Annotated in this window: 3 protein-coding genes, 2 tRNA genes and 5 rRNA genes; 8 read left to right on the top strand and 2 right to left on the bottom strand. The window is 53.7% G+C overall.

Annotated elements, in window-relative coordinates; genetic code table 11:
* Positions 1 to 159: 159 nt before the first annotated feature.
* The 7 genes from CLU92_RS19610 to rrf (CLU92_RS19580) all read left to right on the top strand — a co-directional run bounded on the left by CLU92_RS19610 (position 160) and on the right by rrf (CLU92_RS19580) (position 9146).
* A 23S ribosomal RNA gene (locus CLU92_RS19610) occupies positions 160 to 3035 on the top strand.
* A 138-nt stretch (positions 3036 to 3173) separates the two neighbouring features.
* Positions 3174 to 3286 (top strand): 5S ribosomal RNA (gene rrf / locus CLU92_RS19605).
* Between the two features lie 702 nt (positions 3287 to 3988).
* Positions 3989 to 5519, top strand: a 16S ribosomal RNA gene (locus tag CLU92_RS19600).
* A gap of 79 nt (positions 5520 to 5598) precedes the next feature.
* Positions 5599 to 5675, top strand: a tRNA-Ile gene (locus CLU92_RS19595).
* A 25-nt stretch (positions 5676 to 5700) separates the two neighbouring features.
* Positions 5701 to 5776 (top strand) — tRNA-Ala (locus CLU92_RS19590).
* A gap of 243 nt (positions 5777 to 6019) precedes the next feature.
* Positions 6020 to 8895: ribosomal RNA gene (locus CLU92_RS19585) — 23S ribosomal RNA — on the top strand.
* Between the two features lie 138 nt (positions 8896 to 9033).
* Positions 9034 to 9146 (top strand): 5S ribosomal RNA (rrf, locus tag CLU92_RS19580).
* Together the 16S, 23S and 5S rRNA genes with 2 tRNA genes alongside form the textbook arrangement of a ribosomal RNA operon.
* Before the next feature lie 229 nt (positions 9147 to 9375).
* Here rrf (CLU92_RS19580) and dacB read toward each other — a convergent pair.
* Complete coding sequence (gene dacB / locus CLU92_RS19575) at positions 9376 to 10878, bottom strand: D-alanyl-D-alanine carboxypeptidase/D-alanyl-D-alanine-endopeptidase (RefSeq protein ID WP_101483254.1); 1503 nt, start codon at positions 10876 to 10878, stop codon at positions 9376 to 9378.
* A gap of 8 nt (positions 10879 to 10886) precedes the next feature.
* A complete protein-coding gene (locus CLU92_RS19570; RefSeq protein ID WP_101483253.1) occupies positions 10887 to 12125 on the bottom strand; it encodes a nucleoside recognition domain-containing protein in 1239 nt (412 codons plus the stop codon).
* Positions 12126 to 12342: 217 nt separating this feature from the next.
* Here CLU92_RS19570 and CLU92_RS19565 point away from each other — a divergent pair, with 217 nt between their 5' ends.
* Positions 12343 to 14151, top strand: coding sequence for an ABC transporter substrate-binding protein (locus tag CLU92_RS19565; RefSeq protein WP_101484787.1), 1809 nt, complete (start codon positions 12343 to 12345; stop codon positions 14149 to 14151).
* The last annotated feature ends 44 nt before the right edge of the window (positions 14152 to 14195 follow it).

Below are 14195 nucleotides of genomic sequence, written 5' to 3'. Positions count from 1 at the left end.
CAATCTGGAAGAAGTAAAGATTATTTATTGATTGATTTGCCGTAAAAAGCAAATCGATGGGTAATGATTGTATGTATCAACAAACAAGCAACAACGTTGTACTTTCTTATCCCTGTAGCGCTCTTTGATGACTTCGGTCTTCAGAGGCTAACGTTATAGGGACAAGCGAATAAGTGCACATGGTGGATGCCTTGGCGATTACAGGCGATGAAGGACGTAGTAGCTTGCGATAAGCTGCGGGGAGTGAGCAAACACACTTTGATCCGCAGATTTCCGAATGGGGCAACCCACCCTTTTAGGGTATTGCATACTGAATACATAGGTATGCAAGGCGAACGCGGCGAACTGAAACATCTAAGTAGCTGCAGGAAAAGAAATCAACCGAGATTCCCAAAGTAGCGGCGAGCGAAATGGGAAGAGCCTGTACGTGATAGTCGGACCGATAACAGAATCCTCTGGAAATAGGAGCCATAGTGGGTGATAGCCCCGTATGTGAAATTGGACCGGTGGTACTAAGCGTACGACAAGTAGGGCGGGACACGTGACATCCTGTCTGAATATGGGGGGACCATCCTCCAAGGCTAAATACTCGTAATCGACCGATAGTGAACCAGTACCGTGAGGGAAAGGCGAAAAGAACCCCGGAAGGGGAGTGAAATAGATCCTGAAACCGTGTGCATACAAACAGTAGGAGCGGACTTGTTCCGTGACTGCGTACCTTTTGTATAATGGGTCAGCGACTTACATTCAGTGGCAAGGTTAACCATATAGGGAAGCCGTAGAGAAATCGAGTCCGAATAGGGCGATCAGTCGCTGGGTGTAGACCCGAAACCAAGTGATCTACTCATGGCCAGGATGAAGGTGCGGTAACACGCCCTGGAGGTCCGAACCCACTAATGTTGAAAAATTAGGGGATGAGCTGTGGGTAGGGGTGAAAGGCTAAACAAACTTGGAAATAGCTGGTTCTCTCCGAAAACTATTTAGGTAGTGCCTCAAGTATCACCATCGGGGGTAGAGCACTGTTATGGCTAGGGGGTCATTGCGACTTACCAAACCATTGCAAACTCCGAATACCGATGAGTGCGAGCTTGGGAGACAGACGTCGGGTGCTAACGTCCGGCGTCAAGAGGGAAACAACCCAGACCGCCAGCTAAGGTCCCAAAGATTGGCTAAGTGGAAAACGAAGTGGGAAGGCTAAAACAGTCAGGATGTTGGCTTAGAAGCAGCCATCATTTAAAGAAAGCGTAATAGCTCACTGATCGAGTCGTCCTGCGCGGAAGATGTAACGGGGCTAAGCCAGTCACCGAAGCTGCGGATATCCTTTATTGGATATGGTAGGAGAGCGTTCTGTAAGCCTGCGAAGGTGTCTTGTAAAGGATGCTGGAGGTATCAGAAGTGCGAATGCTGACATGAGTAGCGATAATGGGGGTGAAAAGCCTCCACGCCGTAAGCCCAAGGTTTCCTGTTCAACGTTCATCGGAGCAGGGTGAGTCGGCCCCTAAGGCGAGGCAGAGATGCGTAGCTGATGGGAAGCAGGTTAATATTCCTGCACCGTCGTATGATGCGATGGGGGGACGGATCGCGGAAGGTTGTCTGACTGTTGGAATAGTCAGTTTCTGTCTCATAGAAGGCGCTTAGGCAAATCCGGGCGCGGAATTCAAGGGGATGGGACGAGTGAACTTGTTCACGAAGCAATCGGAAGTGGTTCCAAGAAAAGCCTCTAAGCTTCAGTCATACGAGACCGTACCGCAAACCGACACAGGTGGGCGAGATGAGTATTCTAAGGCGCTTGAGAGAACTCGGGAGAAGGAACTCGGCAAATTGGTACCGTAACTTCGGGAAAAGGTACGCCCCGGTAGCTTGATTGGTTTACTCCATGAGGGTGAAAGGGTTGCAATAAACTGGTGGCTGCGACTGTTTAATAAAAACACAGCACTCTGCAAACACGAAAGTGGACGTATAGGGTGTGACGCCTGCCCGGTGCTGGAAGATTAAATGATGGGGTGCAAGCTCTTGATTGAAGTCCCAGTAAACGGCGGCCGTAACTATAACGGTCCTAAGGTAGCGAAATTCCTTGTCGGGTAAGTTCCGACCTGCACGAATGGCGTAACGATGGCCACACTGTCTCCTCCCGAGACTCAGCGAAGTTGAAATGTTTGTGATGATGCAATCTACCCGCGGCTAGACGGAAAGACCCCATGAACCTTTACTGTAGCTTTGCATTGGACTTTGAACCAATCTGTGTAGGATAGGTGGGAGGCTTTGAAGCGGGGACGCTAGTTCTCGTGGAGCCAACCTTGAAATACCACCCTGGTTTGTTTGAGGTTCTAACCTTGGTCCGTTATCCGGATCGGGGACAGTGCATGGTAGGCAGTTTGACTGGGGCGGTCTCCTCCTAAAGTGTAACGGAGGAGTTCGAAGGTACGCTAGATACGGTCGGACATCGTGTTGATAGTGCAATGGCATAAGCGTGCTTAACTGCGAGACTGACAAGTCGAGCAGGTACGAAAGTAGGACATAGTGATCCGGTGGTTCTGTATGGAAGGGCCATCGCTCAACGGATAAAAGGTACTCTGGGGATAACAGGCTGATTCCTCCCAAGAGTTCATATCGACGGGGGAGTTTGGCACCTCGATGTCGGCTCATCACATCCTGGGGCTGTAGCCGGTCCCAAGGGTATGGCTGTTCGCCATTTAAAGTGGTACGTGAGCTGGGTTTAAAACGTCGTGAGACAGTTTGGTCCCTATCTGCCGTGGGCGTTGGAAATTTGAAGGGGGCTGCTCCTAGTACGAGAGGACCGGAGTGGACGAACCTCTGGTGTACCGGTTGTCACGCCAGTGGCATTGCCGGGTAGCTAAGTTCGGAAGAGATAACCGCTGAAAGCATCTAAGCGGGAAACTTGCCTTGAGATGAGATTTCCCAGAGCCTTGAGCTCTTTGAAGGGTCGTTCGAGACCAGGACGTTGATAGGCTGGGTGTGGAAGTGCAGTAATGCATTAAGCTAACCAGTACTAATTGCCCGTACGGCTTGTCCCTATAACCTTAGCAGGTACAGAGGATAAGACGGTACAACGTTGTGAGTTTGTTGATACTACTATTCATTACCCCAATCTTTGCTTCTTCCAGATTCAGGCTTTGTCGCTCAATTGAGGACAAATGCCAGTACAAGTTATGCCTGATGACCATAGCAAGTTGGTCCCACCCCTTCCCATCCCGAACAGGACCGTGAAACAACTTTGCGCCGATGATAGTGCTGCAACCAGTGTGAAAGTAGGTTATCGTCAGGCTTGTTATTCGCAGTAGAGAAAAACCCCACCGGACTCCGGTGGGGTTTTTTTTCGTCTGGAGATTTATTCTCCAGGCATTACTGGCAAATTACTGCTAATGCTGCCGTCAACTGCTGTTATCTTCCTTGTCGATGCTGCTGCAGTTGCCTGGCCGGCGCGGGGCTGGTGCAGTTGCATGTAGATCAGCCCGTTCATATGCAAGCGTCAACGGGCACCAGGGCGTTCCGGATGGTATTACCTGGTCAATTTGATGGCGATATGGCATCGCATAATTAAATTTCACACTTTCGTAGAATAAACCTTGCTGCCTGCGTATAGCTTTGCTATAGTTCGCCTCCCCAATGAGACGCTGCAGTTTGCGAAACAAAGGGATCACTGGAAACGGTGAGGGTAGTAAAAAAGAAGGTTGACGGATGTAGTGAAATGCTTCATACTCCTCCTTCTTCGCAGCTGACAAACACAACGCTTTGTCGATAGCGCGAAAGCAGTAACCGATTACAGTTCTTTAACAATTAACAGTCGATAAGTGTGGGCATTTGATGTAAGTGCAGCGCCAATCTTCGGATTGGCGTCTAACTTAAAATATCAAATGTTCACAAGAAATAATGAAATAGGATACTTCTTCGGAAGTAGCCTGTCAGTTTTTTGAGTGAGCGACCCGTCGCAAGACGGTGCCAATAAAATGGCAAAGTAACAGAGATTAAACTGAAGAGTTTGATCCTGGCTCAGATTGAACGCTGGCGGCATGCCTTACACATGCAAGTCGAACGGCAGCACGGAGCTTGCTCTGGTGGCGAGTGGCGAACGGGTGAGTAATATATCGGAACGTACCCTAGAGTGGGGGATAACGTAGCGAAAGTTACGCTAATACCGCATACGATCTAAGGATGAAAGTGGGGGATCGCAAGACCTCATGCTCGTGGAGCGGCCGATATCTGATTAGCTAGTTGGTAGGGTAAAAGCCTACCAAGGCATCGATCAGTAGCTGGTCTGAGAGGACGACCAGCCACACTGGAACTGAGACACGGTCCAGACTCCTACGGGAGGCAGCAGTGGGGAATTTTGGACAATGGGCGAAAGCCTGATCCAGCAATGCCGCGTGAGTGAAGAAGGCCTTCGGGTTGTAAAGCTCTTTTGTCAGGGAAGAAACGGTGAGAGCTAATATCTCTTGCTAATGACGGTACCTGAAGAATAAGCACCGGCTAACTACGTGCCAGCAGCCGCGGTAATACGTAGGGTGCAAGCGTTAATCGGAATTACTGGGCGTAAAGCGTGCGCAGGCGGTTTTGTAAGTCTGATGTGAAATCCCCGGGCTCAACCTGGGAATTGCATTGGAGACTGCAAGGCTAGAATCTGGCAGAGGGGGGTAGAATTCCACGTGTAGCAGTGAAATGCGTAGATATGTGGAGGAACACCGATGGCGAAGGCAGCCCCCTGGGTCAAGATTGACGCTCATGCACGAAAGCGTGGGGAGCAAACAGGATTAGATACCCTGGTAGTCCACGCCCTAAACGATGTCTACTAGTTGTCGGGTCTTAATTGACTTGGTAACGCAGCTAACGCGTGAAGTAGACCGCCTGGGGAGTACGGTCGCAAGATTAAAACTCAAAGGAATTGACGGGGACCCGCACAAGCGGTGGATGATGTGGATTAATTCGATGCAACGCGAAAAACCTTACCTACCCTTGACATGGCTGGAATCCCGGAGAGATTTGGGAGTGCTCGAAAGAGAACCAGTACACAGGTGCTGCATGGCTGTCGTCAGCTCGTGTCGTGAGATGTTGGGTTAAGTCCCGCAACGAGCGCAACCCTTGTCATTAGTTGCTACGAAAGGGCACTCTAATGAGACTGCCGGTGACAAACCGGAGGAAGGTGGGGATGACGTCAAGTCCTCATGGCCCTTATGGGTAGGGCTTCACACGTCATACAATGGTACATACAGAGCGCCGCCAACCCGCGAGGGGGAGCTAATCGCAGAAAGTGTATCGTAGTCCGGATTGTAGTCTGCAACTCGACTGCATGAAGTTGGAATCGCTAGTAATCGCGGATCAGCATGTCGCGGTGAATACGTTCCCGGGTCTTGTACACACCGCCCGTCACACCATGGGAGCGGGTTTTACCAGAAGTAGGTAGCTTAACCGTAAGGAGGGCGCTTACCACGGTAGGATTCGTGACTGGGGTGAAGTCGTAACAAGGTAGCCGTATCGGAAGGTGCGGCTGGATCACCTCCTTTCTAGAGTTTGCACGAATCAGTAATGATTCACGCATCAAATGTTCACACTTATCGGCTGTTAATATAAAGAACAGCATTTGGGGCTGTAGCTCAGCTGGTTAGAGCACCGTGTTGATAACGCGGGGGTCGTTGGTTCGAGTCCAACCAGCCCTACCAGTTTCTGCAGTCTGGAAATACCCTAGGGGGATTAGCTCAGCTGGGAGAGCACCTGCTTTGCAAGCAGGGGGTCGTCGGTTCGATCCCGTCATCCTCCACCAAAAGTTCAAACGTAAATCAGTGCTGATTAATGCACCGGGATTTAGGTTTGGTCTTTTCGAGATCAAGTGCTGTATGTTCTTTAACAATCTGGAAGAAGTAAAGATTATTTATTGATTGGTTTGCTGTAAAAAGCAAATCGATGGGTAATGATTGTATGTATCAACAAACAAGCAACAACGTTGTACTTTCTTATCCCTGTAGCGCTCTTTCATTATGCAAATGATGAGAGGCTAACGTTATAGGGACAAGCGAATAAGTGCACATGGTGGATGCCTTGGCGATTACAGGCGATGAAGGACGTAGTAGCTTGCGATAAGCTGCGGGGAGTGAGCAAACACACTTTGATCCGCAGATTTCCGAATGGGGCAACCCACCCTTTTAGGGTATTGCATACTGAATACATAGGTATGCAAGGCGAACGCGGCGAACTGAAACATCTAAGTAGCTGCAGGAAAAGAAATCAACCGAGATTCCCAAAGTAGCGGCGAGCGAAATGGGAAGAGCCTGTACGTGATAGTCGGACTGATAGAAGAATCCTCTGGAAATAGGAACCGTAGCGGGTGATAGTCCCGTATTCGAAATCAGACCGGTGATACTAAGCGTACGACAAGTAGGGCGGGACACGTGACATCCTGTCTGAATATGGGGGGACCATCCTCCAAGGCTAAATACTCGTAATCGACCGATAGTGAACCAGTACCGTGAGGGAAAGGCGAAAAGAACCCCGGAAGGGGAGTGAAATAGATCCTGAAACCGTGTGCATACAAACAGTAGGAGCGGACTTGTTCCGTGACTGCGTACCTTTTGTATAATGGGTCAGCGACTTACATTCAGTGGCAAGGTTAACCGCATAGGGAAGCCGTAGAGAAATCGAGTCCGAATAGGGCGATCAGTCGCTGGGTGTAGACCCGAAACCAAGTGATCTACTCATGGCCAGGATGAAGGTGCGGTAACACGCCCTGGAGGTCCGAACCCACTAATGTTGAAAAATTAGGGGATGAGCTGTGGGTAGGGGTGAAAGGCTAAACAAACTTGGAAATAGCTGGTTCTCTCCGAAAACTATTTAGGTAGTGCCTCAAGTATCACCATCGGGGGTAGAGCACTGTTATGGCTAGGGGGTCATTGCGACTTACCAAACCATTGCAAACTCCGAATACCGATGAGTGCGAGCTTGGGAGACAGACGTCGGGTGCTAACGTCCGGCGTCAAGAGGGAAACAACCCAGACCGCCAGCTAAGGTCCCAAAGATTGGCTAAGTGGAAAACGAAGTGGGAAGGCTAAAACAGTCAGGATGTTGGCTTAGAAGCAGCCATCATTTAAAGAAAGCGTAATAGCTCACTGATCGAGTCGTCCTGCGCGGAAGATGTAACGGGGCTAAGCCAGTCACCGAAGCTGCGGATATCCTTTATTGGATATGGTAGGAGAGCGTTCTGTAAGCCTGCGAAGGTGTCTTGTAAAGGATGCTGGAGGTATCAGAAGTGCGAATGCTGACATGAGTAGCGATAATGGGGGTGAAAAGCCTCCACGCCGTAAGCCCAAGGTTTCCTGTTCAACGTTCATCGGAGCAGGGTGAGTCGGCCCCTAAGGCGAGGCAGAGATGCGTAGCTGATGGGAAGCAGGTTAATATTCCTGCACCGTCGTATGATGCGATGGGGGGACGGATCGCGGAAGGTTGTCTGACTGTTGGAATAGTCAGTTTCTGTCTCATAGAAGGCGCTTAGGCAAATCCGGGCGCGGAATTCAAGGGGATGGGACGAGTGAACTTGTTCACGAAGCAATCGGAAGTGGTTCCAAGAAAAGCCTCTAAGCTTCAGTCATACGAGACCGTACCGCAAACCGACACAGGTGGGCGAGATGAGTATTCTAAGGCGCTTGAGAGAACTCGGGAGAAGGAACTCGGCAAATTGGTACCGTAACTTCGGGAAAAGGTACGCCCCGGTAGCTTGATTGGTTTACTCCATGAGGGTGAAAGGGTTGCAATAAACTGGTGGCTGCGACTGTTTAATAAAAACACAGCACTCTGCAAACACGAAAGTGGACGTATAGGGTGTGACGCCTGCCCGGTGCTGGAAGATTAAATGATGGGGTGCAAGCTCTTGATTGAAGTCCCAGTAAACGGCGGCCGTAACTATAACGGTCCTAAGGTAGCGAAATTCCTTGTCGGGTAAGTTCCGACCTGCACGAATGGCGTAACGATGGCCACACTGTCTCCTCCCGAGACTCAGCGAAGTTGAAATGTTTGTGATGATGCAATCTACCCGCGGCTAGACGGAAAGACCCCATGAACCTTTACTGTAGCTTTGCATTGGACTTTGAACCAATCTGTGTAGGATAGGTGGGAGGCTTTGAAGCGGGGACGCTAGTTCTCGTGGAGCCAACCTTGAAATACCACCCTGGTTTGTTTGAGGTTCTAACCTTGGTCCGTTATCCGGATCGGGGACAGTGCATGGTAGGCAGTTTGACTGGGGCGGTCTCCTCCTAAAGTGTAACGGAGGAGTTCGAAGGTACGCTAGATACGGTCGGACATCGTGTTGATAGTGCAATGGCATAAGCGTGCTTAACTGCGAGACTGACAAGTCGAGCAGGTACGAAAGTAGGACATAGTGATCCGGTGGTTCTGTATGGAAGGGCCATCGCTCAACGGATAAAAGGTACTCTGGGGATAACAGGCTGATTCCTCCCAAGAGTTCATATCGACGGGGGAGTTTGGCACCTCGATGTCGGCTCATCACATCCTGGGGCTGTAGCCGGTCCCAAGGGTATGGCTGTTCGCCATTTAAAGTGGTACGTGAGCTGGGTTTAAAACGTCGTGAGACAGTTTGGTCCCTATCTGCCGTGGGCGTTGGAAATTTGAAGGGGGCTGCTCCTAGTACGAGAGGACCGGAGTGGACGAACCTCTGGTGTACCGGTTGTCACGCCAGTGGCATTGCCGGGTAGCTAAGTTCGGAAGAGATAACCGCTGAAAGCATCTAAGCGGGAAACTTGCCTTGAGATGAGATTTCCCAGAGCCTTGAGCTCTTTGAAGGGTCGTTCGAGACCAGGACGTTGATAGGCTGGGTGTGGAAGTGCAGTAATGCATTAAGCTAACCAGTACTAATTGCCCGTACGGCTTGTCCCTATAACCTTAGCAGGTACAGAGGATAAGACGGTACAACGTTGTGAGTTTGTTGATACTACTATTCATTACCCCAATCTTTGCTTCTTCCAGATTCAGGCTTTGTCGCTCAATTGAGGACAAATGCCAGTACAAGTTATGCCTGATGACCATAGCAAGTTGGTCCCACCCCTTCCCATCCCGAACAGGACCGTGAAACAACTTTGCGCCGATGATAGTGCTGCAACCAGTGTGAAAGTAGGTTATCGTCAGGCTTGTTATTCGCAGTAGAGAAAAACCCCACCGGACTCCGGTGGGGTTTTTTTTCGTCTGCTGGTTTTAGTGTTAGCCCAAGCGAAGGCTGGGGTCAGACCCCCTCGCTCGTTAGCAATGACTTTTGCGTTAGCGGCATTGAGGGTCTGACCCCGGCTGTTCATCAGCTGCCAATGCAAAAGCCGAAAAAAAGGCAGCGCTATGCGCTGCCTTTCTGTCTTTGCTTTCCTTTTATTGGCCGGCGACCACCGGCGTGGCACCGCTCCTGGCCACCCACTCGATCAGCGCATCGACGGCGGCGCGGCCATTGCCATTGCCCACCAGGTCGCTATTGATCATGGCAACCACTACGCACAGCTGGTTGTTGGCATCGGGTACATAGCCGGCGATGGCCACCACATTTTTTAATGTGCCCGTCTTGATGCGCGCGCGCGCGGCGGCCTGGCTGTTCAACAGGCGCTTGCGCATGGTGCCGTCCAGCGCCACGATGGGCAGGCTGGACTGGAACTCGGGCGCCCACGGACTTTGCTGCATCGCTTGCAGCACGCCAGCCAGTTGCGCCGGCGCAATGCGTCCTGTGCGCGACAGGCCGGAACCGTTGTCGACCAGCATGCCCTGGGTATCGATATTGTGTCGCTGGAACCATTCCTGGATGACTAGCCGCGCCCGGCTGGCCGTGTCTTCCGGTGCCGCCATGGCAACGGGGCGGCTACCCAGCCAGCCATCGCTTTGCAGGCTGCCCAGGCTCAGGAACAGCGTGCGGGCCAGGGTATTGTCGGATGTCTTGTTAATATCGCGCAAGACCTCTGGCAAGGCGCGCGCCACGTGGTCGGCCAGCATGCGCGTACCGACCGGCTCGGCCGTCGGCGGCAAGCCCGTAAACGGCGCTTCGCGCACCGTGCCCGTGATCGTGCCACCCAGGCGTTTCCAGGTCGCACGAAACAGCCGGTCCGCATAGTCGTTGCGATCGAGCACATTGATGCTGGTGGCCTTGCTGCAATTTTGCGGGAAGGTACCGTGCAGTATCACCTGCAGCTTGCCGCTCGCATCGCGCCGATACTCGGGCGGGCGCCAGCCATCTTCCCACCGGGCGCAACTACCCTTGATGAGTTTCATGTCGCTGATGATGCTGACATTCTCAAGCGGCGGCTGCATGAGGATGCTCAATTGCCGGTCCGTCGAGTTCATGTTGATATCGAGCAAATTGGTATTCAGCAATAAGGCATCGGGGATGACGTTGTAGCGGAATTCGGCCGACTCGTCGAAGGGCAGTGCGCCAATGTCCGGCCGGGCCGGCTGGAATAGCTGGCGGTCCAGGATCAGGTCACCCTTGATTTTCACAATGCCCTGGTTGCGCAGGGTTTGCAGCATGTGTGCCAGCACGTCCGCGTTGAAATCCGTGTCGGCGCCGCCGCGCAGGATCAAGTCGCCCTTCAGCACGCCATTGATGACGTCGGCGCTGGTGCGCAACTCGGTGCGGCCGCGGAAGATGGGACCCAATTGCTCCAGGCCCACGGCCGTCGTCACCAGCTTCATGGTGGACGCGGGCTGCATGCTGCGCCCGGCGCCGTGCGACAGCACGGTGGTGTTGCCGCGCAAGACGATGGCGCCCATGGCGTCTTCGGGGATACTCGCGCTGCGCAGCAGCAGGCTGACGGATTCGGGCAATTGCGCCTGTGCATTGGACAGGCCGATGCCAGCCAGCAAGGCGGCGATGAGGATGGGACGAAACATGGCGCTCCTTAGTGGAAAAAGACGTAGGCGACAAAGACGGCCGTGACCACGCCAGCGAGATCCGCGATGAGGCCGGCCGTGATCGCATAGCGCGTCTTGCGGATGCCCACCGAGCCGAAGTACAGGGCCACAATATAGAAGGTGGTGTCGGCCGAGCCCTGGAACACGCAGGCCAGGCGGCCGACGAAGGAGTCGACGCCGTAGGTATTCATGGCATCGATCATCATGGCTTTCGAGCCGGAGCCGCTGAGCGGCTTCATCATGGCCGTCGGCAGGGCGGGCACGAAATCCGTATTGATGCCCAGGTTGGCGAAGAACCAGTTCATGCCGCTCATCATGAAATTGAATACGCCTGCATTGCGGATCACGCTGATGGCCACCAGCATGCCGACCAGGTAGGGAATCACGGTAATCGAGGTCTGGATGCCGCCCTTCGCCCCTTCGATGAAGGCGTCATACACGTTCACTTTCTTGCGCAGGGCGCCGATGATGAAAATGGCGATGACGCTGATTAATACCAGGTTGCTTACCACTTTCGACACCAGCTCGATTTCCTGTTTCGTCAGGTATTGCGTGAAGTACCAGATCATGGCCACGATAGCGCTCGTCATGCCGCCCATCCAGCCCAGCACGACCCTGTTGAGCAAGTTGATGCGTTGCTTGATGGACACCGTGATGATGCCGACCATGGTGGCGACATAGGTGGCGATCATGCAGGGGATAAAGATGTCGGACGGGTCGGCCGCGCCGAGGATGGAGCGCTGCGCCATGATGGCCAGCGGGATCAGGGTCAGGCCCGAGGTATGCAGCACCAGAAACATGATTTGTGCATTCGTCGCCTCTTCCTTGTTCGGGTTCAAGGTCTGCAGGCTTTCCATGGCCTTCAAGCCGAAGGGCGTGGCCGCATTGTCCAGTCCCAGCAGGTTGGCCGAAAAATTCATCACCATGTGGCCGGTCGCTGGATGGTCCTTGGGAATTTCCGGGAAGATGCGCGAAAAGAAGGGCGCGATCACTTTCGCCAGCCAGCCGACGATGCCTGCCTTTTCACCGATGTTCATGATGCCCAGCCACAAGGTCATCACGCCCGCCAGCGGCAGGGCGATATCCATCACGCCCATGCGTGCCGTTTCGAACGTGCCATCGATGATGCGTTTGAAGATATCGGTATCGCCGAGAAATAGCCACTGCAGCACTGCGGCCAGGAAGCCAACGAGGAAAAAGCCGGACCAGATGTAATTAAGTGCCATATTCGATCAGTTCTGTGTGTCGGGAGTGAAAAATGTCTGCATGCAAAGTATAGGGGCAGCCCGATACGAGTTGATGAAAGAATGCAGCAATCACATGCCAAAAAGTTATAAGCTGGCAGCCTGTTTTCATTGGCGCCCCGTACTGTGCCCGAGTAGTCTCGGTGATGCCTGTTCTTCACGTTTGTTTGTTAGCCCTGTCTGCACTGGATCACTGATGATGTTTTTACGCAAAACCGCCTGCGCCGCCGGCCTGGCACTGTTGACGCTGTTCACCGCACCGGGCATTGCTGCCACCGATGTGGCCGCCCGGGCGAACAAGACCCTGCACTTGTTTTTGAGCACCAGCGAGACGGGCCTGGACCCGGCCGTGGCGTCCGACCTGGCCAGCCTGAACCTGATGGAAAATATCTTCGACCCCTTGCTGCGCTACGACTACCTGGCGCGACCGGTGCAGCTGCAGGGCAATACGGTGCGGGGCTTGCCGAGCGTGGAAGATGGCGGACGCACGTATACCTTTCACTTGCAGCCCGGTATTTTCTTCACGCCCGATCCCGCCTTCAAGGGCAAGCCGCGTGAAGTGACGGCGCAGGACTATGTCTATAGCCTGACGCGGCTGTATGACCCCAGCCTGAAGTCGCCATGGCTATTCTTGCTGGAAGATAAGCTGGTGGGCGACGCGGCCCTGAAAACCACATTCAGCTACGACACGCCGATCGCCGGCTTGCAGGCGCTGGACAAATACACCCTGCGCATTCGCCTGAACGGCGTCGACCCGAATTTCCTGTTTTACCTGGCCATGCCGGCGACAGCTGTGGTGGCGCGTGAAGTGGCCGAAGCGTATGCGGCGCCGGGGCAGATCGGCAACCATCCCGTGGGCACGGGGCCGTTCCTGGTGAAGGAATGGAAGCGCAGCGACAAGATCGTGCTGCAAGCCAATCCGACTTTCCGTGCCACCGTGTTCCATACGGAAGCCAGGGCGCTGGCCGCCTTGCCGGTCGATGCGCGCGCCATCGCCGCTTCGCTGGAAGGCCAGCGCTTGCCCCTGGTCGAGCGCATCGAGGTGCGCATCGTTGAAGAATATCAATCGCGCATGCTGGGTTTCCTGAAAGGCGAATTCGACTACCTGGAGCAAGTGCCGGAATCGATGACGGACATGGTGCTGGAAAATGGCGCGCTGAAGCCGGCGCTGGCCGCCAAGGGCTTGCAGCTGACGCGTTTTCCCGTGCTGCAAACATATTACATGTGGATGAATATGGACGATCCCGTGTTGGGCGGCACGAGCAAGGACAAGCTGGCCCTGCGGCGCGCCATTGCCCTCAGCTACAACAGCCGCGAAGACATCGCGCTGTTGAAGAAAGGCCTGGCCTTGCCGGCGCAGTCGCCGCTGCCGCCCAATGTGCTCGGTTACGACAGGAGCTACCGCAGCCCGGTCGGCTACGATCCCGTGCTGGCGCGCGCGCTGCTGGATCGCTTTGGCTACAAGGCGGGCGCTGACGGTTTCCGCACGCAGCCCGATGGCAGGCCCTTGACCTTGACCATGCACACGGAGCCGAGCACGGTGGGACGCCTGCGCGATGAACTGTGGCGGCGCAACCTGAACGCCATCGGCTTGCGGGTGGAATTTAAAAGCGACAAGAAGACGGAAATCATCAAGGCGTCGCGCCTGGGCAAGGTGCAGATGTTCGAGACCAACTGGATCGCCGACTTCCCCGATGGCGATAACTTTATGCAATTGTTGTATGGTGGCAACGTTGGCCGCGCCAACTATGCCCGTTTCAACTTGCCCGATTACAATAAACGCTATGAGGAGGCGCGCCTGCTATCCGATACGCCGCGCCGACGCAGTCTGTACTTCGACCTGTTTCAGCTGATCCACGCATACACGCCGTGGGTGCTGCTGACACATCCCATCTCTGCCGACCTGCAGCAACCGTGGCTAAAAAACTACAGGCGCCACCCCGTGGAATTCACGTCCTGGCGCTACCTGGACGTCGATCCCGCCAAGGGCCGCCCTGCAGGCAAGTGAGCAGGCGGTTGAAAAGGGCATTCATTCCAAAAAGTTATGGTTAG

This window comes from Janthinobacterium sp. 61 (assembly GCF_002846335.1).
In the GTDB taxonomy this organism is placed as follows: domain Bacteria; phylum Pseudomonadota; class Gammaproteobacteria; order Burkholderiales; family Burkholderiaceae_D; genus Janthinobacterium.
This window is presented reverse-complemented; position numbering and strand designations above follow the sequence as displayed.